This is a genomic window from Agathobacter sp. LCP21S3_B2, assembly GCF_052118705.1.
Taxonomy (GTDB): Bacteria; Bacillota; Clostridia; order Lachnospirales; family Lachnospiraceae; genus Roseburia.
In genome coordinates, this window is the sequence record NZ_JBQKGQ010000003.1 from 47,974 (window position 1) to 71,847 (window position 23,874).

General features: G+C 42.4%; 19 protein-coding genes, 1 tRNA gene and 1 pseudogene. 6 read left to right on the top strand and 15 right to left on the bottom strand.

The genetic code is table 11. From position 1 onward, the window contains the following. Positions 1-16: 16 nt before the first annotated feature. The 13 genes from ACTQ1L_RS03110 to ACTQ1L_RS03170 form a co-directional block, all read right to left on the bottom strand. On the bottom strand, positions 17-718 hold the full coding sequence (locus ACTQ1L_RS03110; protein ID WP_015516644.1) for an iron-sulfur cluster assembly scaffold protein: 702 nt from the start codon (positions 716-718) through the stop codon (positions 17-19). A 122-nt stretch (positions 719-840) separates the two neighbouring features. Further along, positions 841-1,515: a UDP-N-acetylglucosamine pyrophosphorylase gene (locus ACTQ1L_RS03115; protein WP_441365405.1), complete on the bottom strand. Its 675-nt coding sequence runs from the start codon at positions 1,513-1,515 to the stop codon at positions 841-843. Between the two features lie 146 nt (positions 1,516-1,661). Then, a complete protein-coding gene (locus ACTQ1L_RS03120; RefSeq protein WP_441365406.1) occupies positions 1,662-5,372 on the bottom strand; it encodes a topoisomerase C-terminal repeat-containing protein in 3,711 nt (1,236 codons plus the stop codon). Positions 5,373-5,380: 8 nt separating this feature from the next. Next, on the bottom strand, positions 5,381-6,724 hold the full coding sequence (locus ACTQ1L_RS03125; RefSeq protein WP_441365407.1) for an ATP-binding protein: 1,344 nt from the start codon (positions 6,722-6,724) through the stop codon (positions 5,381-5,383). Between the two features lie 69 nt (positions 6,725-6,793). Beyond that, positions 6,794-8,131, bottom strand: a complete 1,338-nt coding sequence (locus ACTQ1L_RS03130) for an MATE family efflux transporter (RefSeq protein WP_441365492.1) — start codon at positions 8,129-8,131, stop codon at positions 6,794-6,796. A 399-nt stretch (positions 8,132-8,530) separates the two neighbouring features. Then, the gene (gene asd, locus ACTQ1L_RS03135; protein WP_015516647.1) at positions 8,531-9,622 is read right to left on the bottom strand and encodes an aspartate-semialdehyde dehydrogenase; all 1,092 of its coding nucleotides are present in this window, start codon (positions 9,620-9,622) and stop codon (positions 8,531-8,533) included. A 201-nt stretch (positions 9,623-9,823) separates the two neighbouring features. Next, complete coding sequence (gene argH, locus ACTQ1L_RS03140) at positions 9,824-11,218, bottom strand: argininosuccinate lyase (RefSeq protein WP_441365408.1); 1,395 nt, start codon at positions 11,216-11,218, stop codon at positions 9,824-9,826. Positions 11,219-11,369: 151 nt separating this feature from the next. Continuing rightward, positions 11,370-12,014 carry an epoxyqueuosine reductase QueH gene (locus ACTQ1L_RS03145; protein ID WP_441365409.1) on the bottom strand — a complete coding sequence of 215 codons (645 nt, stop codon included), beginning with the start codon at positions 12,012-12,014 and terminating at the stop codon, positions 11,370-11,372. A gap of 161 nt (positions 12,015-12,175) precedes the next feature. Then, positions 12,176-12,700 carry an HD domain-containing protein gene (locus tag ACTQ1L_RS03150; protein ID WP_441365410.1) on the bottom strand — a complete coding sequence of 175 codons (525 nt, stop codon included), beginning with the start codon at positions 12,698-12,700 and terminating at the stop codon, positions 12,176-12,178. Positions 12,701-12,873: 173 nt separating this feature from the next. Then, positions 12,874-13,536, bottom strand: a complete 663-nt coding sequence (locus ACTQ1L_RS03155; protein ID WP_441365411.1) for a hypothetical protein — start codon at positions 13,534-13,536, stop codon at positions 12,874-12,876. 56 nt (positions 13,537-13,592) lie between these two features. Continuing rightward, positions 13,593-14,330, bottom strand: a complete 738-nt coding sequence (locus ACTQ1L_RS03160; protein WP_441365412.1) for a hypothetical protein — start codon at positions 14,328-14,330, stop codon at positions 13,593-13,595. Between the two features lie 16 nt (positions 14,331-14,346). After that, a complete protein-coding gene (locus ACTQ1L_RS03165; protein WP_321110096.1) occupies positions 14,347-15,255 on the bottom strand; it encodes an ABC transporter ATP-binding protein in 909 nt (302 codons plus the stop codon). Positions 15,256-15,282: 27 nt separating this feature from the next. Beyond that, the gene (locus tag ACTQ1L_RS03170; RefSeq protein ID WP_441365413.1) at positions 15,283-15,657 is read right to left on the bottom strand and encodes a GntR family transcriptional regulator; all 375 of its coding nucleotides are present in this window, start codon (positions 15,655-15,657) and stop codon (positions 15,283-15,285) included. Positions 15,658-15,814: 157 nt separating this feature from the next. Between ACTQ1L_RS03170 and ACTQ1L_RS03175 the strand changes: the two genes are divergently transcribed. The 6 genes from ACTQ1L_RS03175 (at position 15,815) to ACTQ1L_RS03200 (ending at position 21,641) form a co-directional block, all read left to right on the top strand. Further along, positions 15,815-15,887, top strand: a tRNA-Thr gene (locus ACTQ1L_RS03175). Positions 15,888-16,142: 255 nt separating this feature from the next. Further along, the gene (locus ACTQ1L_RS03180) at positions 16,143-16,682 is read left to right on the top strand and encodes a helix-turn-helix domain-containing protein (RefSeq protein WP_321110097.1); all 540 of its coding nucleotides are present in this window, start codon (positions 16,143-16,145) and stop codon (positions 16,680-16,682) included. A gap of 127 nt (positions 16,683-16,809) precedes the next feature. Then, complete coding sequence (locus tag ACTQ1L_RS03185) at positions 16,810-17,883, top strand: ABC transporter ATP-binding protein (protein WP_441365414.1); 1,074 nt, start codon at positions 16,810-16,812, stop codon at positions 17,881-17,883. Next, entirely contained in the window at positions 17,876-18,700 is an 825-nt protein-coding gene (locus tag ACTQ1L_RS03190; protein WP_015569472.1) for an ABC transporter permease, read from the top strand. The genes ACTQ1L_RS03185 and ACTQ1L_RS03190 overlap by 8 nt, the downstream gene beginning before the upstream one ends. Then, the gene (locus ACTQ1L_RS03195; protein WP_441365415.1) at positions 18,694-20,568 is read left to right on the top strand and encodes an extracellular solute-binding protein; all 1,875 of its coding nucleotides are present in this window, start codon (positions 18,694-18,696) and stop codon (positions 20,566-20,568) included. Before ACTQ1L_RS03190 ends, ACTQ1L_RS03195 begins: the two co-directional genes overlap by 7 nt. A gap of 179 nt (positions 20,569-20,747) precedes the next feature. After that, the gene (locus tag ACTQ1L_RS03200) at positions 20,748-21,641 is read left to right on the top strand and encodes a DUF5688 family protein (protein WP_321110100.1); all 894 of its coding nucleotides are present in this window, start codon (positions 20,748-20,750) and stop codon (positions 21,639-21,641) included. Between the two features lie 59 nt (positions 21,642-21,700). Here ACTQ1L_RS03200 and glgA read toward each other — a convergent pair whose 3' ends face one another. Both glgA and spo0A read right to left on the bottom strand, forming a co-directional pair. Next, positions 21,701-23,152: a glycogen synthase GlgA gene (glgA, locus tag ACTQ1L_RS03205; protein WP_441365416.1), complete on the bottom strand. Its 1,452-nt coding sequence runs from the start codon at positions 23,150-23,152 to the stop codon at positions 21,701-21,703. 192 nt (positions 23,153-23,344) lie between these two features. Beyond that, positions 23,345-23,692, bottom strand: a pseudogene (spo0A, locus tag ACTQ1L_RS03210) (sporulation transcription factor Spo0A); the annotation flags it as partial. Positions 23,693-23,874 lie beyond the last annotated feature (182 nt).

Below are 23,874 nucleotides of genomic sequence, written 5' to 3' on the forward strand. Positions count from 1 at the left end.
TCGTTCTCCTTTCCTCTTATTCCTGTCTTGGATCGATGATCTTAACAGCACCCTGCTCTGGAGTTACACGACCGTATGATCCTGAAGCTTTCTCCCAAGCTGTGTTGGCATCATCACCCTTTTTGATAAAATCTGTCATTTTTCCAAGAGAAACGAACTGGTATCCAATTACTTCATCGTTCTTGTCAAGAGCGATTCCTGTTACATAGCCCTCAGCCATCTCAAGGTAACGAACTCCCTTTGCCTTTGTTGCGTACATTGTACCAACCTGTGAGCGAAGTCCCTTTCCTAAATCCTCAAGTCCTGCTCCAACAGCAAGTCCATCATCAGAGAATGCAGACTGTGTACGACCGTAAACGATCTGTAAGAATAACTCTCTCATAGCTGTATTGATGGCATCACAAACTAAGTCTGTGTTTAATGCCTCAAGAATTGTCTTACCCTGTAAGATTTCTGCTGCCATAGCTGCAGAGTGTGTCATTCCTGAGCATCCGATAGTCTCAACTAATGCCTCTTCAATTACTCCATTCTTTACATTGAGTGAGAGCTTGCAGGCACCCTGCTGTGGTGCACACCAGCCTACACCGTGTGTAAATCCTGAAATGTCCTCAATTTTCTTAGAATGAACCCATTTTCCTTCTTCTGGAATAGGAGCTGGCTCATGTTTTGCGCCCTTAGCTACAGGACACATGTTTTCAACTTCCTTAGTGTAAATCATCTTAAGACTCCTTTCGTTATGGTTTTAACATACCCGATTTATTCTCTCATATTTTTTGTCATAAGTCTAGAGTATCATCGACAAAAAACAACAAAAATACAATATTTTTTCAAACAACATTACTATTTTTTAAAAACTACGTTGTCCTTGTCCTTAAAAATGTGGTTTGCAGGGATGACTCCGCGTACTCTTGAAAGCGGATATATGTTTGAATTTCTTCCTATTACTGTTCCCGGATTGAGCACTGAGTTGCAGCCCACCTCCACATGGTCACCGAGCATAGCGCCGAATTTCTTGCGACCGGTTTCAATCTCCTCTTTTGTATCGTAAACATCCTTTACGACTACAAGAGTCTTGTCACTCTTTACATTTGATGTAATAGAGCCTGCGCCCATATGTGATTTGTAGCCCAGGATTGAATCTCCTACATAGTTGTAGTGTGGCACCTGTACTGAATTGAAGATGATTACATTTTTAAGCTCTGTGGAGTTACCTACTACTGAGCCCTTTCCTACAATTGCACTGCCACGGATAAAGGCACACTGTCTGATTTCTGCGTCCTCACAGATGATGAGCGGACCGTGCAGATATGCGCTGTCAAATACTGTTGCGCTCTTTGCCACCCAGATATCCTCGCCTCTTTTCTCATAGATTTCAGGGTCGAGTGTTGGTCCGAGCGCCTTGATGAAATCACTTATTCCGGCAAGTGCCTCCCATGGATAAGTGAACTGCGATAAATACTCCTTTGCGATTGTTTCATCCAGATTATAGAGGTTTGTTATTTTTGCGTTTTCCATTTTCTATGTCCTTTCTTTTAATTATGTGAAAAATTATTGACTATTGTTTTAACTGTCATTTTAATATTTAAACTTAAATATGAGCATTAAACATAAATATAAAAAATCATATTAATTATAGATTTAATAATTAATTATAAGCAGTGCTACTCACCGAACAGCTCATGTGCCGCCGCAAGTGCCGCCTCCGACACATCATCTGCCTGTGCACTATCAGCTGCCATCTCAAGACCAGCCAGAAATTCCTCGGGGATTCCCATCTCATCCATGGTTGTATTATTCATGGTTGTCTCATCCGGAACATCATCTGCCGTGCTCTGCACTTCTTCCTCCCCCGGGTTATCGAAATCAAATGATATCTGGTCATTTTCAAACTTAAGGCATGTATCGAATACATTTCCCGCCTTGGAGGTGAAGCCTCTGACCTTCTTTTTGGTCTTTCCTGTGGTAAACAGCTCCGTGAGGATTTCCTCTGAAAGCTCCACCTTTGCCACAGTATGCCAAACATTGAAGCCGCACTCACACTCATATTTCCACTGTGTCTTTTTGAGAGGTCTGCCACACTTTGGACAGAGTACATTGGTCTCGATTGGCTTTGGTTTTTCGGGGAAATCAAAGGCTATATCTCCGTCCTCTGTGAGCTTTAGCGGTGCGTCAAACTTCATGCCTGTCTTTGAGACAAATCCTGATATAACTTCTGTCCTTTTCTTTGTCAGAAGCTCCTTAAGGACTGATTCCTTTATCTTGACGCTTGCAACCTTGCCCACCATAAAGCGGCAGCTCTCAGGATCATCACGTCTGTTGTTCTCGCATACAAAGCCAAACGGCGCCACCTGGATTTTGCCTCCGCACTTCGGACATACTACATCCTTCACTGTCTTTGGCTCTACATGGTCAAAATCAAACTGGACAGAGAGCTTCTTGTTTTCATCCTCCTTAAGCACCAGGCACGCATCGAAGCGTTTCCCGCTTTTAGATTTAAAGCCTCGTATGGTCTCGGTCTTTTTATCATTAAGAAGCTGCTTTAAGTTTGCGGCTGTGATTGTCTTTCCCGCAATCTGTCCCACCGAAAATCGGCAGCTTCCCGGCTCATCACCCTTGTAGTTCACACATCCATAGCCAAACGATGTCTTTTTTATCTGACCACCACAAAGCGGACAGACAACATCCTTTATGATTTCATCCTCCACATTGTCAAAGTCAAATGCTACGACGGTGTGCATTTTCTCACTGCCCTCTGTGACAGGCTCCTTCTTTAACATAAGACATGCGTTAAAGCGCTTTCCCGATTTTGATTTAAAGCCCTTTATCGTCTCAGTTCTGCCGTTTGCCATGAGCTCTAAAAACTGTACCTGTGACAGCTGCTTGTCTGCTATCCTTCCAACGAAGAAATGGCAGCCATCCTCTGTCTGTCTGTTATAGTTTGCACATCGGTAGCCGTATGGTGACACATATATATCGCCTCCACAGTCCGGGCATACAATACCCTCGACCTTTTGCGGCTTTACATTTTCAAAATCAAAGGTGGCTGATACCTTGTTCATCTGTTCATCCTTGTTGAGCTTTAAGCATGCATCAAAGCGCTTGCCGCTCTTCGACTTAAAACCACGGATTGTGTCGGTGATTCCTTCTTCAATCAGTTTTTTGACCTGTTCCTCCGGAATATCAAGTCCTGCCACCTGTCCGATATTAAAATTACATCCTGATTTATCATTTTTGTAATTTGCGCAGCCATAGCCAAACGGTGTGGTCACTATCTCGCCGCCGCAAACCGGGCACTTGACACCTATCTTTCGTCTGGCCGCCGCACCTCTGGCATTTTTACCTGCAAAGCTGCTGATGCGGTCTGCAATCTCAGAGCGCAGATTCTGCTCAATCATCTTTTCTGTCTCTTTGCGGATAAAGCTCTCAAGCTTTCCCCTGTATTCCCAGAAATCCACCGTGCCCCTTGTAATTCCGTCCAGTCCCTTTTCCCAGTTGGCTGTCATCTTTGGATTAAGAAGTGCCGGAACTGTCATGTATACGACCTCAAACACCATCTCGCCAAGGCTTTCGGGTGTGAGTATCTGTGTCTTTTTGTTCAGATTAAGATATCCTATACGGACAAGCTTCTGGATTATCTCCGCTCTCGTTGCTGAGGTGCCTATTCCTGAGCCCTTTATCTGCTCACGAAGCTCCTCGTCCTCGATAAGCTGTCCTGCATTTTCCATGGCAAGCACCATGGAGCCTGATGTATAGCGCTTTGGCGGAGATGTCTTACCAAACTTGATATTATAGCCTTGGGATGCTATCTCATCACCCGCCTTTAGCTTATCGGCAAGCTCAAGCATCACCTTGGGATTTACGACTATCTCATCATTGCTGCCGTTTGCTGTACTGTTTTCATCTGTACTATCTGCAGTTTCAGTGTTTTTACCAAGTATTCGCGCGTTTGATTCCTCAAACGACTTCTTTTTCGGCGGATTCGCCACCTGTAAATAGCCCTCGCTCTTTAGTACCTTTGATGATGCAAAAAAACTTTCCTTATCCACATCTACGACAAGCTTCACATTCTCATACTCTGCCGGTGGATAAAAAATACTAAGGAAACGCCTGACAATCAGCTCAAATACTGCTCTTTGAAGCGATGTAAGCCCCGAAAGCTCTGTAAGCTGACCTGTCGGAATGATAGCATAGTGGTCTGTTACCTTGCTGTCATCCGTGTACTGCGTATCAGCTATGTTGGCATATAGCCTCTTTTGCATAATATGCTCCACAAAGTCTGTTGTCGGTTCAAAACCTTTAAGCTTGCTTATATTTTTTCCAATCTCCTTTGCCACAGCGCTTGAAAGCACCCTGGCATCTGTTCTGGGATAGGTGGTGAGCTTTTTTTCATACAGATCCTGAGCCACCTGTAATGTCTCATCAGGGCTGATTTTAAACTTCTTTGAGCACTCTGCCTGCAGCTCCGCCAGGTTGAAAAGAAGAGGTGCTCTTTTTTTAGCAATATTCTTAACTATAGATTTAACTTTTGCCTGTTTGCCGTTTAATTCTTCAATTAAAGCGAGTGCATCTTTTTCCTCTTTGAAGCCGTTTTCCTTGTATAAAAGCGGTGATTCAAAGTACCTTGATCCTTCTACAGCCTTCCACTCTGCCTCTACACCGGCATCCGTAAACCTGCCGATTACCCTGTAAAACGGAGTCTCCTTAAAGTTTCTGATTTCGCGCTCACGGATTACTACCATTCCAAGCACACAAGTCATCACTCGTCCGACCGCGATTGCCGTGTACGAGCGTGTACCCGCTGCATCGTTTAGCAGATTGCCGTATTTGACCGACATGACACGCGAAAAGTTGATGCCCATCGCATAGTCCTCGATGGTACGCATGATGCCGCTCTTTCCGAGGTTTGCATACGCACTCATCGGCTTTGCCTCTTTTATGCCTCTTAGTATTTCCTCCTCGGTCTGCGAATCTATCCAGACTCGAAGCTCCTCCATGCCTTCCCTGACACCACCAAAGTTTCTGATATTCTCCTCGATGGTCTGTCCTTCTTTTCCGGCATCACCTGCCCAGTAAACTCTGTCAATGTCCTCTCTCTGCAAAAGAGCGTGCACAATATTGTACTGCTTGCGCACGCTGTCTATCACATCATATTTGTATTCCTTTGGCAGAAACGGCAGATCCTCAAGACGCCATTTCTTGTATTTCATGTCGTAGGACTCAGGGTAGACCAGCCCGACCAGATGTCCCACGCACCATGAAATCACATATTCTCCATTTTCTATATAACCATCATTGCGTCCGCTCACCCGCAGCACCTTCGCAAATTCCTGTGCCACGGATGGCTTCTCTGTTATTATCAGTGATTTTCCCATAAGCTCCTCTATAATTCATTCATGTTGATGAGCTTGAATCTAGGGTCTCTGACTACATAGCTTTTCAGTGCAGTTTCAAAATCCGTTGCCGAAAACAGATAATAGTCATCAGATGTAAGCCTTGCCTGCTCCATAGCCATAGCCATATTCTCGCACATATCCATGGTCATCATTGGCTTGTCCCAGTTGCAGAAGCCGATGATGCTCCTTCTATCCTCACTCTGAGCCACGATGTCTATGCGGCCTGTCTTTCCAATCCATGTACCCACACGCTTTATGGTAAACGGAAGCTGTCCCATCTGATTTAGTATAAGCAGATACTCTGTGCAGACCTCCCTGAAATATCTCTCAAGATACGCATCAAGCTCTTTTTCTATATATGTATCATAAAACTCTTCCGGTGAAAGCAGATACAGATTAGACATATTCGGATAAACAAACTTAAACCAGAAATTAACAAATGTGTCTTTTATCTGATATACGCCCTTCTTTGCATTTTCCCATCCGCCGGTCTCAAATGAAACTACTTTTTCCACGATATTGAAGGTGGCAAGATTTTTTAAATATACGCTGATTTTGGCACGTGAAAATCCTGTCGCATGGAAAATATCATTGAGCTTGTTCTCACCTCTTGCGATTGTTGCAAGTATTGTGCTATATGCAGAAAGCTCTCGAAGCTCTGCGGATATAACAGCATCCGCCTCACCATACAGTGCTCCCGATGGTGTCAATACGAGCCTGCATATATTATCCTTAAAGGATTTAGCTGCATCCCACTTATCCAGATATGCCGGAACTCCACCGATTGCTCCGTAAATTCTCACGATTTCCGCGATCGGAAGACTTTCAAAATGTCTTACAACCTCAAGGAAATTGAGCGATTCAAGCTTCATTTCGGCTCCCTTAAACTGCTCTGCTGCCTCCTGTGTAGCCCAGACTGTAGATGATGTGGCAAGTATTATAAGTACAGGCCCCGGATACAGCTTGTGCTTTTTAAGCTTTGCAACTGCTTCCATAAATGATGTATCCCTCTTTGCCACAAACTGTGCCTCATCGATTATCACGACAAGCTTGGAAGGGTCTCCTGATTTGATTCTCGCGAAGTACTCCTCATATGTCTGTCTGCTCAGGCTCACCTTGTACTGACGGCTTATCTCCTCCCCCATCATCTCAAGCTGATGCTCAGGCGATGCCTGTCTGCATCTGTAGTAAAAGAATTTCTTTCCGTCACAAAATTCCTTTATGAGCTCCTCCTTTTGACAGCCTCTCCTTCCGTAGAGCACTACGAGCTGGTTACCCGACTCTTTATAGAGCTGCTCAAGTTTCTCTAAATCTGTGTGTTTTGCTTTCATAATATTCCTCCAAAATAATCAACTGGAAATATTATATCACAATTTAACACATATACAAATAGATTTTAATTATAATTTCCGAGCTCCTATTGTAGCTTTCACTTTATTTCTGACAAACATATAGCAGATAACCTGCATGATGATTGTCGCTATCCATGAACCGGGATATGATATAAACAGGAAAAACAGCGACCTGTGGCTTGGAAACAGACCATATATCCAGATGATTCTGACTCCGACTGTTCCTATTATAGAAAGTATCATAGGTACAGTTGAGTATCCCATTCCTCTTAGTGCTCCCGGAAAAAGGTCCATGATTCCGCAGAGGAAATACGGGATTGTTGTAATCGAAATAATCTCAAGTCCTGATTTAATTACCTCGCTATTACTTGTATATATGCCAAGTATCTGTGTTCCAAATATGTATGAAGCACTTCCCATCACAAGTGCTACCGCTGTCGTGAGAAACAGACAGTCTATCAGTACCCTGTCCATTCGCTTTTGTTTTCCTACCGCATAGTTCTGGCTCGTGAAGCTCATGCAGGCCTGTGTGATTGAGTTGACAGATACATACAAAAAGCCAAGTATATTGTTTGCCGCCGTATATCCAGCCATGGCTATTGAGCCAAAGGAATTGACTGATGACTGAAGCATGGCATTTGAGATATTTATGACTGTGCTCTGTATGCCGGCCGGGATTCCCACCTGAAATATCTGAAGCATATATTCCTTATCAATCGCAAACTTATTAAAGCAGAGCTTATAGCTGGTATCTGCTTTGCTAAGACAGTATAATACAAGCACACAGGATACAAACTGCGAAACAATTGTACCGATTGCAACACCTGCAACACCCAGTTTGCACACTATTACAAAAAACAGATTGAGCAGTGCATTGATACAGCCTGAAATAATCAAAAAGATAAGCGGTCTCTTTGTATCACCGACAGCACGCAAAATCGCCGCGCCATAGTTATAAAGCATAAAAAACGGCATACCGCAAAAATAAATCCTCATATAAATAGTAGAAAGACCTATGACATCATCCGGTGTACCCATGATTTCCAGCGCACCCCTTGCAAAAATAACACCGACCACACCCATCACAATACCACTTATGAGTGCAATCATAATAGCGGTGTGCACCGTCTTAGACATCTCCTCATCCTTGCCTGCCGCATAAAATCTGGCAGCGAGCACATTCGCACCAAGCGATATACCCATAAACAGATTGACAAACACATTGATAAGTGCCGTAGTAGAGCCAACCGCCGCAAGTGATTTGCTGCCACTAAACTGTCCCACGACAATAATATCCACCGCATTAAACGCTAACTGTAAAATACCCGAAATCATAAGTGGCAACGCAAATGAAATAAGCTTATCCATTATTGAACCGTTAACCATATCAATTTCATACTTATTATTCTTCACTTATCTCTACCTCTTAAAAAATATTCTCCTCAGCCTATCTATTTTACCACGATAAAATATAAATTCAAGCGTAACAATTAAGCCCCCCCCCGAGAATAATAAAACTAACAAAAAAGAGTCCCCTTTAAGGGACTCGACTTTTGCAAATTAAAATCACAGAGTGAGGATTTTCCGTTCAATACACTACCTTCACCGGAGAGTACACAGTATGTTCCGAAGAAAAAATATGAACTGCCATAACCTATCTGTAAAAAATCCCGTGGCTGACTTCATATTTTTTCTGAGGAATACTACTGTGTGCTACACCGGTGCCCACAGCCCACAAACGGAAAATCCGCCCTCATTAATAAATATTCCAATGAATTGCTAAATCTACTTCTTTGTGATGTAACCCTGTGCCTTAAGAAGCTCTGCACAAAGCACTGCTCCACCGGCTGCACCACGTACTGTGTTGTGTGAGAGTCCGACGAACTTCCAGTCATAGACTGTATCCTCTCTGAGACGTCCGACATTGATTCCCATACCATGCTCATAATCCACATCAAGTGCAACCTGAGGACGATTATCCTCTTCACAGTATCTGATGAACTGCTTTGGTGCGCTTGGAAGCCCAAGCTCCTGTGGTACTCCGCTGAACTTCTCGAGTGCCTCGATGAGCTGCTCCTTTGTAGGGTTCTTTTTGAACTTGACAAATACAGCTGCTGTATGACCGTTTAATACAGGAACACGGATACACTGGCATGTGATAACCGGTGACTCTGCAGGAACAATCTGTTTCTTCTCATCATCCACATATCCCCAGAGACGAAGTGGCTCTTTCTCAGATTTCTCTTCCTCTCCACCGATGAATGGAATGATGTTTCCAACCATCTCAGGCCAGTCCTTGAATGTCTTTCCGGCACCTGAGATTGCCTGATATGTTGTAGCAACAACCTCATATGGCTCAAACTCTTTCCATGCTGTAAGAACCGGAGCATATGACTGGATTGAGCAGTTTGGCTTTACTGCTACGAAGCCTCTCTTTGTACCGAGACGCTCCTTCTGATATTTGATAACCTCCATGTGCTGTGGGTTGATTTCAGGTACAACCATTGGCACATCAGGTGTCCATCTGTGGGCACTATTGTTTGAAACTACAGGAGTCTCTGTCTTTGCGTAGTCCTCCTCGATCTTCTTGATCTCGTCCTTTGACATATCAACGGCTGAGAATACGAAGTCAACCTGTGAAGCAACCTCTTCCACCTCATTGACGTTCTTTACGATGATTTTCTTAACTGCCTCAGGCATTGGTGTATCCATTTTCCATCTATCACCAACGGCGTCCTCGTATGTCTTGCCTGCACTTCTTGGGCTGGCTGCAATTGTTGTTACCTCGAACCATGGATGATTCTCTAAAAGAGAAATAAATCTCTGTCCTACCATTCCTGTTCCACCGAGGATACCTACTTTAAGCTTTTCACTCATTACTCTAATCTCCCTATCTTCTATAATTTCTTCGACCATGTCATACACTATACTTTGACATTAAAATCATGTTTTGTCCGTCCGTCGCGTACAACTGTCTTTATAGGAAATATATTACTTGAAACTCTAATGAAAAACAAGGAAAAAACTATATTAAATTAATAATTTTTCTCCCTGTTTTTTATAAAATATGCACAAAAACTACACTTCATCCTGCCAATTTGACTTCATATACTCGTCGTAAACGGCAATTACCTTGTCCATTGATGTCTTTGATGGTGCTCCAACTGTACACCTTGTGCTGACACAGGTCTCCATTGAAATGGCATCAAATACATCCTCCTCAAATACCAGAGAGATAGCCTTGAGCTCGTCGATGCTCATATCGTCGATTGCAATGCCCTTGTCGATGCAGTAAAGCACTATTCTTCCTACAATGCCATGTGCATCCCTGAACGGTACACCCTTTTTAACGAGATAATCAGCTGCATCTGTGGCATTTGTAAAGCCATTGTTTGCACTCTTTCTCATCACGTCCTTGTTAAACTTCATTGTATCAATCATTCCTGTAAAAAGTGCGATACATCCCTTTGCAGTGTCGAATGCATCAAATGCCAGCTCCTTGTCCTCCTGCATATCCTTGTTGTACGCAAGCGGAATACCCTTCATGGTGGTGAGAAGCGACATGAGCGCACCGTATACACGGCCTGTCTTTCCTCTGACAAGCTCTGCTATATCAGGATTTTTCTTCTGTGGCATGATTGAGCTTCCTGTACTGTACGCATCGTCAATCTCAACAAACTGGTACTCATTTGAATTCCATATGATAATTTCCTCAGAAAAACGTGACAGATGCATCATGATAGTTGAAAGAGCCGATAAAAACTCAATCAGATAATCTCTGTCTGACACACCGTCCATACTGTTAAGTGTCGGTCCGTAAAAATCCAGAAGCTGTGCTGTATAGTCCCTATCAAGCGGATATGTAGTGCCTGCGAGTGCTCCTGAGCCAAGCGGACAATAGTTCATTCTCTTATATATATCGCACAGTCTTGATCTGTCTCTCTTAAACATCTCAAAATATGCGCCCATATGGTGAGCCAGAGTGATTGGCTGGGCCTTCTGCAGATGCGTAAAGCCCGGCATGATAGTCTGTGTGTTTTCCTTCATAATCTTAAGGATAACAGCTAAAAGCTCCTTAAGCTCATTATCAGTCTCCTTCACAGTCTTTCTGGTGAAAAGACGCATGTCGAGAGCTACCTGGTCGTTTCTGCTTCGGCCTGTGTGAAGCTTCTTTCCTGTGTCACCAAGCCTGTCTATGAGTGTAGCCTCAACGAAGCTGTGGATATCCTCATACTTTGAGCTGATTTCAAGCTCCCCTGACTCTACCTCCTTAAGTATCTGCTTTAGGCAAGCCACTATATCGTTGCTCTCTGCCTGTGAGATGATGCCCTGCTTTCCAAGCATCGTGACATGGGCGATGCTACCCTCTATATCCTCTTTATAAAACTTCTGATCAAATGAAATGGACGCATTGAAATTGTAAACGAGCTGATCTGTCTCCTTTGTGAAACGTCCTCCCCATAACTGTGCCATGAGATTCCTCCTTGATTGTTAAATGATGATTTATTTTCATGTATCACAATGTATTATATAAAAAATAAGATGTGATACCGCCGCCTGCTCTAAACAGCCGCTTTATTGTGCTAAATTATATAATAATTTTTGCTGTCACGCAACCACATTTTCACCCACGTGCTGCAATCTCTCTGTCACGCTGCTCCTTGGAAAATACACAGCCGCAGTAGTACTGCCTGTACATATCATACTGCTTTGATATCTCCGTTGACTTTTTATATCCCTCTTTCTTCTTAAAATCAGAGAAAAGATATCGCACTCCATATTGGCTCTCTAAGTCTTTTCCTATCTCATTGAGCTTTTCGACATTCTTCAACGGGCTGATGGAAAGTGTCGTAGTAAAAAAATCAAAGCCATGCTCCCTTGCATACTGTGCACTCTCCTCAAGACGCAGCCTGTAGCACTTAAAGCACCTCTCCCCGCCCTCAGGCACAGTCTCCATGCCGCGTGCCATATCGTAAAAGCGCTTGGTGTCGTACACACCCTCCACAAAATGAACCGGATTTTTCACCGGAAACTCATCTATAAATCGCTTCTGCTCCTGTGCTCTCATGTGATACTCCTCTGGCGGATAAATGTTTGGATTGTAATAAAATACCGTCACCTTAAAATACTCCGAGAGCGTCTGTATGCAGTATGTGCTGCACGGTCCACAGCAGCTATGAAGCAAAAGACGTGGAGTGCAGTTATTGTCCATGCAATTTTCTTTTATTAAATCTTCCATTAATTTTTGATAATTTATTTTGTTTGCCATATTATATTATTTCTTTCTCAAAATTCAAATTTTTTGACATATCCCAAAATATTATTTCAGGTAACTATTGTGCATATTTACTATTCTGATTAATTACTATTTCTGATATAAGCTGCATAATAAGAACAAGGGCCGGAAGTCTCCTCCCGGCCCGGCTCATACTAATCCTCTTCTTCATATCCGAACATTAGTCTAAAAATCTTTTTTCCTGTTTCAGTCTTGAATATGCGCTTGTATGCCTTGTTGATTGCACGGTTTCCCGCATCATCCTCATACAGATTTACGAGGAAATCAGCCTCAACGAGTATCTGATAATCAAGACCATCTATATTGTCATATGTGTGATGGTGACCTATGAGAAAACATATTCTTTCAACTATGTAATTCTCGAAGCCAAGCTGTGAAAGCATCTTCTGGGCGATTATCGGTCCCTCCTGCTCCTGAAGCTTCCCATCGCACCTGCCATACTTTTCCTCCGCCATACGTATGCCGATATCGTGTGTGTAAGCCGCTGCCTCAAGTATAAAAAGCGAGGCATCATCAAGCTCCTCTCCTATACCGATAAGCCTTGCATAGCTGTGCACCTTGGTGAAATGCTGGATTCTCTTTGGATCGCCATCATAGTAGGCAATCATATCCATAAACAAATCGTCTAACTGTTGTTTACTATAACTGTCACTATCCATTTAATATATTTTTCTCCTGATAATATGTTAATTAGTCTCATTGCCGGCTTTTGCACCGACAATGATAACATACTACAAAGCGATCATTTTTTCAATGTTTTTACACAAATATTTCTTATTTTTTGAAATCACTATGTTGCTGGTCACACTGTTATGTGGGAACAGTAACATCACTACTTTGCATCACGGAAAAATCCTCTGAATGCGAATTCTGACAAAGGCTTCTTGTAAAGCAGCTCTCCTATCAATATCTCAAACGCCCCACCTGCAAAAATAGCAATATAGCCTAGCAATGCCACCACCGGGAGTCCAAGCTTAAAAACAACATTAGAAACCGGCACAAACGCCACTCCTGAAAGCACAGTAAAAACGCCCATAAACAAAACCATGAATACGATAAAACCAAGTACAAAATACTTATAGCATATGCTTGTGTACAGATATACTGTCAACAGCACAACATCGATCGTAAAAAGTGTGAAGATAAGCTGTTTCTTATCTGCTACGGAATTCTGTATCAGAATGACTCTTTCTATTACCAAAAATGTAAAAACAACAAGATTGATTACCGTGCTTGACATCACCGGAATGTATATCTGCAGCTTCTTTTTCAGTGATGTGGACTGGATAAGCTCTGACACATCCATCGACATGATGAGCTGAAATGTGAACATCCCGCACATCATAAAGTATATACCACCTATGATGGAAGTTCCCTTGCTAATTATATCGGATGCAATTCCGATTATTGCAAAGAATACAAGCATGATCACATTCAACTTCAGTTTATAGCCATATCTCAATAATTTAAATCCTAATTTAATATCTTTCAGCATAATATTTCTCCTTTTCAAATATACTTTTTCAAATATACTTCCAATTTAAAGAGCCTCTACACATCAACATATGATCTGCGGATACGAACCACCATGTGATAGTATGTCGCTGCTATCACACAAACGAGTGCTACCGCAAGTAAAGGTGCAATAAACTTCAGTGTACCACCATAAATCAAAACAGCTATACTACCTGCAATTGCCGGTAAGATAACTATAAGCGCAAGCAGATAAATATACATTCCCATATCCATGTATCTGAATATATTTAACGAGCCAACCGACACAATTGAAGATATCATAATAATATCAAATATCGACCAGATATTAACTCCAAATTTAATAAATAGCATTGAAGCAATGAGTATTGTAATTCCAATACGAATCGGTCTCACAAGTATATCCACAAGAACTGCATTTTCAAAGTGCTTTACCCCATCAAACCCTGTCTTTAAAAAATGCATGCCAAATGCATTCTTCTTGCACATACAGCCGAAGCAGAAATAGTCCTGCACCACCTCGCACATCATATAAAAATCATAAACAATTACTATAACTCCTATCCATGCCCAGACTGTTTTTGAACGAGCAATTAGCATTGATGTAAAAATTGCTAAAAGAGGAATCAGTATATTTGTTATCAGACGATACTTGAGATTAGTCATAACACGGTAATCCCTGATGTATGTTAGAACTTCATTCTTTGCTTTGTTATCTTTTTTATTAATTGTTCTTTCAGTATCATGTTCCTGTGAAAACATTTTTTCATTCATACTTCCTGACTTTTTTTCCATAACACCTCACCTCGCACTAGCGCATCACAATCTTTGTGTTATTTTTCATGACCGCAACGCTTATCTGGTAAAGTGTCGGAATCTCCTTTGTCACATTAAGTCCTGCAAGCTTATCTATGTTTTCCGCCAAGCATATGCCCTCGAAGCCATACGGATTTTTGGTCATTGAATAAAGCACCTTACCGGCAGCCTCTGTATCTGCTGCATCTCCTTTAATCAGGATATATTTTTCCTTCAAATCCTCGACAAATCCCTGCTCCACAATCTGTCCGTTTTCCATTATAATGGCATAATCGGTGATATTTTCCATATCTGAGATATTGTGCGTAGAGAAAAATACGCTACGCTTACCGTTGCCCTCATGGATATACTCGCCAATCATCTGGCACAGCTTATCTCTCATCAGCGGATCAAGCGGCGATGCCGGCTCATCCAGCAAAAGAAGGTCTGTCTTTCGCGCCATGACTCCTGCCAGCATGAGCTTCATCTTCATACCATCCGAAAATGAACTGTTGGCTTTCTTCATATCAATGCTGCCATGTGAAAATATTGCAAGCTCCTCACAATATCTGTGAAAATCATCTGCGGAAAAATCATCAAACATCAGCTTGCTGATTTCCTCGATATCTTTAACTGTCCACTGTGGCAGATAATACTTGCCCGGACCTGTGTAGCCTATGCGGTTTTTAATATCTCCCGAGTTTTCCTTCTGTTTGTCGGAATACTGTCCAAAGTATGTGATTTCACCTTTATAGTCAAGCCTGATTCCTGCCAGGATATTTAAAAGTGTTGTCTTTCCTGCTCCGTTTTCTCCGATTAAGGCTGTCGCAAAGCCCTGTGGTATTGCGAAATTCTCCACATCCAGTGTGAAGTTTTTAAGCTTCTTTGTGATTTTTGCTGCCTCAATTACATTCTTTGTTGTCATTTTCATTTCTCCTTATTCATTTTCATATCATCGTTTAATAAGAACTAATAATGCCTCAAGCATTCCCTTAAGCTCGTCGTTAGAGATTCCTGCTACCTCAGCCGCGGCTATCGCGTCTGTCAGCGACTCCTCCACCTTGCGCAGGTGCTGTTCCTTTATCATCTCGCTGTCCTGTGCATTGACATAAAAGCCCTTGCCCTGCGCCGCTGTGATAAGCCCCTCATCTGCAAGCTGCTCATAAGCCTTCATCGTGGTTATCACACTGATTTTCAGATCCTTCGCCAGTCCTCTTATCGACGGAAGGAACTCCCCCTGCTCATACCTGCCGGCCAAAATATCTGTCTTGAAGCTGTCCGCTATCTGCTGATAGATGGGCACTCCTGAATTTTGCATCAGCTTCATATGCTACCTCCGTACTGTATTTATTAACTGTTTATGTGTTATATATACACTATATACATTTTAATGTCAATACCTTTCTATAATTATCTCTCTAAAAATTTCAACTCAAAATTTTGATTTGACATACACTCTTATATCTGATACTATAATATAGCTTGCCGATATGGCTCAGTAGGTAGAGCGACGCACTCGTAATGCGTAGGCCACCGGTTCGATCCCGGTTATCGGCTTCTCAAAAAAACACCTCATTCAAACTGAATGAGGTGTTTTTTTACGATTTTTATTTTTTTCCCATTTTTCTCAATTTATCTTTTGCTCTATCTATTGTCTTTGTATGATCCGCAATAGGTTTCTCTAAAAAATCCCTCTTGACATTTATAAAAAATATATTAGAATTATCTCGTTGGTTTATTTTTAGTAAACAAAAAATCTATTATTAACCCTACAGGAAATATGACATAAAGTATATTAGAAGGGAAGTAAACATGGATATCGGACATCGTATGAAGGAGCTTCGTATCCAGTACGGACTTACCCAGCAGGAGCTTGCTGACAGGGCTGAGCTGACGAAGGGATTTATCTCCCAGCTCGAGCGAAATCAGAATTCACCGTCAGTCGGCACCCTGCTTGATATCATCCAGTGCCTGGGTATGACACCGGCGGAGTTTTTTACCGATTCGGAACCTGAGCAGATTGTATACAAGGCAAACGACTACTTCGAGAAAATTGACGAGGAAAAAAACAGCAAGGTGGAATGGATCATTCCAAACGCACAGACCCGCTCCATGGAGCCTGTCAGGCTCACTCTTCATCCGGGTGGCAGTTCTGAAATATATCTGCCTCAGGAGTGTGAGGAGTTTGGATATGTGATAAAGGGCACAGTGAAGCTTTGCTATGGTGGCAAAGTGCACACCGTAAAGGCCGGTGAGTCCTTTTATTTTAAAGCTGGTAAGAAGCATTTTATTGAAAATAAATCTTCAAAGGATGCCATGCTCATATGGATCAGCAATCCTCCAAGCTTCTGACGTTCCCCTGCAGAAGCTCTTTTATAGGGCTGTAATTACTGCCGGCCACATTTTTAGTGTGTACAGCAGCAAATTATAAACATACAGGTCCTACCAGTACTATAATTACATGAGAAAGGTTTACACCATGGTAAAGAAATTAATTGATTTTATCGATATCACAAAGTCATACAACGGCAATGTTGTACTCGACGATTTAAATCTATACATCAGGGAGAATGAATTTCTGACGCTGCTTGGACCATCAGGCTGCGGAAAGACCACCACACTTCGCATGCTCGGTGGCTTTGAGACACCGGACAAGGGAAAAATCATGTTTGATTCAAAGGACATCACAAATGTGCCTGCAAACGAGAGAAATCTGAACACTGTTTTCCAGAAATACTCTCTTTTCCCTCATATGACAATAGCTGAAAACATCGCGTTTGGTCTTAAAATAAAGAAAAAAAGCAAGGCTTACATAGATGACAAAATAAAGTATGCATTAAAGCTCGTCAATCTCGACGGCTTTGAAAACCGCTCTGTGGATTCTCTTAGTGGAGGCCAGCAGCAGCGTATCGCTATTGCAAGAGCTATTGTAAACGAGCCTAAGGTACTGCTGTTAGACGAGCCGCTTGGCGCTCTCGACTTAAAGCTGCGCCAGAGCATGCAGTATGAGCTTATCCGCTTAAAAAATGAGCTCGGTATCACCTTCGTCTACGTCACACACGACCAGGAGGAGGCGCTTACCATGTCTGACACCATCGTGGTCATGAATCAGGGCTATATCCAGCAGATTGGCACACCAGAGGACATTTACAATGAGCCTGAAAATGCCTTTGTCGCTGACTTTATCGGGCACAGTAATATCATCGACGGTGTTATGATAAAGGATAAGCTTGTAGAGATACTCGGTGTAAAGATGCCTTGTGTGGACGAGGGCTTTGGTGAGAACACGCCTGTCGATATAGTCATCCGCCCGGAGGATGTGGAGCTGGTGCCTGCGGAGGACGGCTACATGCAGGGCGATGTCGTGTCAAATATCTTCAAGGGAGTGCACTATGAGCTTGAGGTAAAGGCAAACGGCTACGACTGGATGGTACACACCACCAAATATGTAGAGGTTGGCAGTCATGTGGGTATCAAGGTGATTCCATTTAATATCCAGGTAATGCACAAGCCTGAGTCCTCAGATGAAAAGGCGGTGGAGATAGATGTCTAAAATAAAGAAACAGCTGCTCGCAGGGCCGTACCTCATATGGATTATCGGATTTATCATACTTCCGCTTTTCATGATTGTGTACTATGCGTTTAAAGGCTCTGACGGAGGCTTCACATTTGAATATGTGGCTGCAATAGCACAGCACACCAATATCAAGGCACTGCTTTTATCCCTACGGCTTGGAATCATATGCACCATAATATGCCTGGTGCTGTCCTATCCGCTTGCGATGATTTTAAACGGTTTAAAGATTAAAAACCAAAGCTTTGTGGTATTTGTTTTCATGCTTCCTATGTGGATGAACTTTATGCTTCGAATACTCGCATGGAAGCAGCTTTTGTCCAAAAACGGTGTCATCAACTCGATACTCACCACTCTCGGACTGCCGGGCTTCAACATCATGAATACCTCCGGAGCAGTCGTGCTTGGCATGGTCTATGACTTTCTGCCATTCATGCTGCTGCCTATATACAACTCCATGACCAGAATCAAAAACGACTGGATTGAGGCGGCTCTTGACCTCGGTGCAAACAAAGTCACAATATTTTTCAAGATCATACTGCCACTTACAGTTTCCGGTGTCATAAGCGGAATCGTAATGGTTTTCGTGCCATCACTCACATCCTTTGCCATCTCACAGATACTCGGTGGCGGCAAGGTACTGCTCATCGGAAATATCATAGAACAGGATTTCGTCCATGGCTCGCAGTGGGGCGCAGGAAGCGGTCTCTCACTCGTGCTCATGGTATTCGTATTAATCAGCATGGCACTCGTCAATCTGTTTGATAAGGAAGGAGACCAGAGCGCATTATGGTAAAAAAAACAGCATCAAGGGTATATATGGGACTGATTTTTTTGTTTCTGTATCTACCTATCCTTGTATTAATAGTACTCTCCTTCAACAACTCCAAATCCAAGGTTAAATGGGGAGGCTTCACGCTCGACTGGTACATAAAGTGCTTTCAGAGTGAGCGGATTATGTCGGCATTTTCTACAACACTGCAGATTACGCTGCTTGCAGCTGTGATTTCTACAATAATAGGAACTCTCGCAGCCATGGGTATAAGCGCCATGAAGAAACGTAACCAGACAATCTATCTGGGCGCTACAAACATCCCGATGCTCAATGCAGATATCGTGACCGGTATCTCAATGATGCTTTTGTTTGTAAAATTCATGAATCTGGGCTTTGTGACAGTGCTTATCGCACACATCACGTTCAATATCCCTTATGTAATACTCAATGTGCTTCCAAAGCTCAAGCAGACCAACAAATACACCTATGAGGCCGCACTTGACCTGGGCGCATCACCTCTATATGCATTTTTCAAGGTCACCTGGCCTGAAATAAGCCCCGGAGTGTTCTCCGGCTTTATGATGGCGGTCACAATGTCACTCGATGACTTCTCCATCACCTACTTTACGAAGGGTGCCGGAGTAAACACACTCTCAACCATGCTCTACACAGAGCTAAAAAAGGGTGTAAAGCCGGAGCTGTATGCTCTGTCAACCATACTTTTCTTCACAGTGCTGCTGCTTTTGGTTGTGGTAAACATCAACTCAAACCAGATACCTGTCAGCGCCTCAAAGAAGCCTGCAAGGGCTAAAAAGCTGCGCATCGTAAAGCGTAGTGTGAGCATCGCAATTGTTGCAGTACTCGTAATCGGCTGCTTTTCGGTATTTACCATAAGCGCCGGAAGCACGAACAATGACAATACCATAACAGTGCTAAACTACGGTAAATACATCGATGAATCAGTAATCGACAGCTTCGAGCAGGAAACCGGAATCACCATTAAATACGAGGAATACGAAGAGCCTGAGGAGATGTACACAAAGTACAAGTCTGGTGCCATCGATTACGATGTCATCTGCACCTCTGACTACATCATCGAGAAGCTCATAAGTGAGGGTGAAGTCAACAAGATAGACTACAGCTCAATGCCAAACTATCAAAATGTAAATCAGGATATAATCGACATGTCCGCATCCTTTGACCCGACACATGAATACACTGTGCCTTATTTCTACGGCACACTCGGCATACTATACAATAAAAAGATGGCTGATGCATCAGACCTAAATACCTGGGACTGCCTGTGGAACGGCAAATACAAGGACAACATGATTATGATTAATTCTGTCCGTGATGCCTTTACTCCCGCCCTTCGCACACTTGGCTACTCGATAAACGAGACAGACACAGCAAAGCTCGATGAAGCATTTGATATACTGAACAAACAAAGCAGTGACGTGCTCGCCTACTACGTGGATGAAACCTGTGATGAGATGGTGGCGGAAAATGCTGCAATCGCAGTGTGCTACTCCGGTGAGGCTGCTGCAGCCATGGCTGAAAACGATAACCTGGACTATATCGTACCAAAAGAGGGCTCAAACCTCTGGATTGACTCATGGTTTATTCCAAAGACATGCAAGAATAAAGAGGGTGCACAGGAATTTTTAAACTATATCTGCGGTGATGAGCCGGCACAGCTCAACTTTGAATATGTATACTATGCATCACCTATCCAGTCTGTCATCGACAACCAGGATGAGGAAACAAAGGAAAATGAAGCGATTAATCCTCCTTCCGATATGCTCAAAAACTGTGAAGTATACAGAGCTTTAAATGATGATGACGCAACTCTTTACAACACACTGTGGCAGAGGCTCAAATCGGATTAAAAATGAATTGCGCAGCTATATTTTGTATGATGTCACAAAAATGAAGTCTAAAAATTGTACAAAAATACATATTGCAAACTTCACCAAACAATGATACAGTAAAACCCACGAAGCGCCATGCTTCGTGGGTTTTATTTTTCCACGAGATCCGATAGCTTATGCTCTTCATAAGGAGAGACATGAAATATACGGAGTTTTTACAAACTATTGAAACTGAAATAACTTCCAGGCTTGATGACAATTTCAAGCTCAGCATCCATCCTGTTGAGAAAAACAACGGGAATGTTTATGATGGATTGATGATAATCAATCCAAAGTTCAACATAGCACCGACCATTTATCTCAATCCATACTATCACTGGTATCTTGATGGTGTATCGATTGATTCTATTCTCGATGCAATTTTATCCACCTACAATCAATACAAACCAACTGAAGATTTTGACATAGGCTTCTGTAAAGATTTTTCAAAAGCTAAGGACAAGATTATTATCCACCTTATCAACTACGAAAAAAACAAAAAAATGTTGCAGCATGTGCCGCACATAAAATATCTGGACTTTGCAATTGTTTTCCAGCTTTATGTCGGTCCAGATCTGCCCGAATACGGCACCATAACTATCACTGACGCACTGTTTAACAGTTGGGGAGCAGACATGGAAGAGCTCATACGTGTTGCGCTGAAAAACACCCCGGAGATACTGCCCTTCTCACTTATCAATATGGCTGAATTCATCTCTGACAAATGTCCCGAATATGCCCAGACGCTTAAGGAAATGGGTGATTTTGAAGATCTGCCGATATATATACTGACTAATAAAAGGCGCTCCAACGGAGCCTCTGCCATACTATATCCCGGCATTCTTCACTCTCTCTCCAAAAAGCTTGGCGGAAACCTGCTGCTCATTCCGAGCAGCATACACGAGTTTCTTGTGATGCCCCTGGACGACAGAATTGATATTCACAATCTGAGTGAATTTATCTGCGAGGTAAATGCCTCAGAAATACGTGATGACGAGATACTCGGTGAACGATACTATATATACGACTGCAAAACCGACACTGTATACTAACCCAAAAGTACCGGATAGCATATATTGAATATGCATCCGGTACTTTGATAATTACTGTTTTAATTGCCGGCAAGCATGTCATAAAGCTTCTCATACTCTGCCGCAGATGAATTCCATGAGAAGTCCTGCCTCATGGCGCGTTCTATCATCTCATGCCATCTGTCCTTGTGATTCGTGAAAACATCAAAAGCATATTGGATGACATGCAGCATATCATGTGCATTAAAATTCGAAAATGAGAATCCGGTTCCCACATCCTCATATTCATTATAAGGCTGCACTGTATCCTTTAGTCCTCCTGTCTCCCTGACAATCGGTAGTGTTCCATATCTCATTGACATAAGCTGGCTCAGTCCACACGGCTCAAAAAGTGAAGGCATCAAAAAGGCATCACAGCCTGCATAAATCTCATGCGCCTTTTCCTCCGAATATCCAATAAATACACTGAGCTTATCAGGATATTTGTCATGGAAGTAATTGAACATATCCACATACTGCTCTTCGCCTGTTCCAAGCACTGCAAACTGCACATTCATTGTGGAAAGCATTTCCTCCATCATATATGCTACAAGATCAAAGCCCTTTTGGTTTGTTATACGCGATACAATACCGATGAGCATTGCATCCTTGTCAACCTTAAGACCCTCTTTCTCCTGTAAGTTTCTCTTGTCTGCAATCTTTCCACTTGTATTTCTGACTGAGAAATTTTTATAAATATATTTGTCCTTCATAGGATTATAAACTTCATAATCTATGCCGTTTACAATTCCCCTCAGATGTCTTCGTCTCTCAAGCATCAGGCCGTCTAAGCCCTCGCCACCCTCAGGTGTACATATCTCATCGGCATATGTAGGGCTGACTGTAGTCACTTCATCCGCATATACAATACCGCCCTTCAGATAATTAGCCTCCCCGTAAAACTCGAGCTCTCCTGAATTGAAAATATGCTCCGGAAGTCCAGTAACATCAGCAACCTCTTTGATTTTCCAGCGCCCCTGAAACTTCATATTGTGAATGGTAAAGACAGTTTTGATTCCTGCATAAAAGTTGTCAGAGCCATATACAGTCTTTAGAAATACAGGCAACAGTCCTGTCTGCCAGTCGTTACAATGTATCACATCCGGTGCAAAATCTATTACAGGCAAAGCCTCAAGTACAGCCTTTGAAAAAAATGCAAATTTTTCAACATCCTCATATATATTGTTGTATGGCTTATCTCCTGCAAAGTAAAACTCATTGTCCACAAAATAATAAGTCACTCCATCATACTGTGACATAAAAATCCCTGCATACTGCCTGCGCCAGTTGAGATTCACATAAAAATGACAGATAAACTTAAGCTGCTGCAGTAAATCCTCACTCATGCATTTGTACTTCGGCAGAATAACCCTCACGTCATATCTGTCCCTGTCAAAATACTTTGGTAAAGACCCCACTACATCTGCAAGTCCACCTGTCTTCATATAAGGTATTGCCTCTGATGCGGCCATTAGTATTTTAGTTTTTTCCATGCTGATACCTCCCCGCCAGATTACTATATTTCAACTAATCTGATAAAAATATAATATACATCCTATACACTATACAAATAGAATGTATACTATATTATATCACGTGAAAGTACATTTTGCCTAGTTAATTTTGTTAAAACATGGTTTTATTTGTCTATAATGACGATTTTTGTGCTGTTTTAAGCTGCAAATCTACATTCCCAGACGTATTCTGTCTGTAATAAGAGCGATAAACTCTGAATTGGTAGGCTTTCCCTTGCCATAATTGACCGTGTATCCAAACATGGAGTCAATTGTATCCATCCTTCCTCTGCTCCACGCCACCTCTATAGCATGTCTTATGGCTCTCTCCACCCTGCTTGAGGTAGTCTTATATTTCTTTGCAATCGTCGGATACAAAAGCTTAGTGATAGAGCTAAGCATCTCCATATCCTCCACGCACATCACAATCGCAGTCCTCAGATACTGATAGCCCTTGATATGAGCGGGAACTCCTATCTCATGAATGATATCCGTAACCTGCGTTTCAAGTGATTTTTTCTCCAAATATGTATCGTCAAGCGGCTCCTTGTCACCGGATGCCCTCTTTACATACACAAGTACCACATCAGAACCGGCATTACCATTTATCATGCTGTATGCTTCATCACTACTCTTTGCTGTTCCTAAAAATTCCATGCCCTTCAATAAACTTAGCATGTTTTTCTTTTCGTCTGCTTCTG

Coding starts and splice junctions, on each gene's coding strand:
- ACTQ1L_RS03190 (WP_015569472.1), top strand. CDS start 17,876: ATGTCTAAAATAAAGAAACAGCTGCTCGCAGGGCCGTACCTCATATGG.
- ACTQ1L_RS03145 (WP_441365409.1), bottom strand. CDS start 12,014: ATGGCAAACAAAATAAATTATCAAAAATTAATGGAAGATTTAATAAAA.
- ACTQ1L_RS03160 (WP_441365412.1), bottom strand. CDS start 14,330: ATGGAAAAAAAGTCAGGAAGTATGAATGAAAAAATGTTTTCACAGGAA.
- ACTQ1L_RS03115 (WP_441365405.1), bottom strand. CDS start 1,515: ATGGAAAACGCAAAAATAACAAACCTCTATAATCTGGATGAAACAATC.
- argH (WP_441365408.1), bottom strand. CDS start 11,218: ATGGCACAGTTATGGGGAGGACGTTTCACAAAGGAGACAGATCAGCTC.
- ACTQ1L_RS03125 (WP_441365407.1), bottom strand. CDS start 6,724: ATGAAAGCAAAACACACAGATTTAGAGAAACTTGAGCAGCTCTATAAA.
- ACTQ1L_RS03110 (WP_015516644.1), bottom strand. CDS start 718: ATGATTTACACTAAGGAAGTTGAAAACATGTGTCCTGTAGCTAAGGGC.
- ACTQ1L_RS03200 (WP_321110100.1), top strand. CDS start 20,748: ATGAAATATACGGAGTTTTTACAAACTATTGAAACTGAAATAACTTCC.
- ACTQ1L_RS03185 (WP_441365414.1), top strand. CDS start 16,810: ATGGTAAAGAAATTAATTGATTTTATCGATATCACAAAGTCATACAAC.
- asd (WP_015516647.1), bottom strand. CDS start 9,622: ATGAGTGAAAAGCTTAAAGTAGGTATCCTCGGTGGAACAGGAATGGTA.
- ACTQ1L_RS03130 (WP_441365492.1), bottom strand. CDS start 8,131: ATGGTTAACGGTTCAATAATGGATAAGCTTATTTCATTTGCGTTGCCA.
- ACTQ1L_RS03120 (WP_441365406.1), bottom strand. CDS start 5,372: ATGGGAAAATCACTGATAATAACAGAGAAGCCATCCGTGGCACAGGAA.
- ACTQ1L_RS03165 (WP_321110096.1), bottom strand. CDS start 15,255: ATGACAACAAAGAATGTAATTGAGGCAGCAAAAATCACAAAGAAGCTT.
- ACTQ1L_RS03170 (WP_441365413.1), bottom strand. CDS start 15,657: ATGAAGCTGATGCAAAATTCAGGAGTGCCCATCTATCAGCAGATAGCG.
- ACTQ1L_RS03150 (WP_441365410.1), bottom strand. CDS start 12,700: ATGGATAGTGACAGTTATAGTAAACAACAGTTAGACGATTTGTTTATG.
- ACTQ1L_RS03180 (WP_321110097.1), top strand. CDS start 16,143: ATGGATATCGGACATCGTATGAAGGAGCTTCGTATCCAGTACGGACTT.
- ACTQ1L_RS03155 (WP_441365411.1), bottom strand. CDS start 13,536: ATGCTGAAAGATATTAAATTAGGATTTAAATTATTGAGATATGGCTAT.
- ACTQ1L_RS03195 (WP_441365415.1), top strand. CDS start 18,694: ATGGTAAAAAAAACAGCATCAAGGGTATATATGGGACTGATTTTTTTG.
- glgA (WP_441365416.1), bottom strand. CDS start 23,152: ATGGAAAAAACTAAAATACTAATGGCCGCATCAGAGGCAATACCTTAT.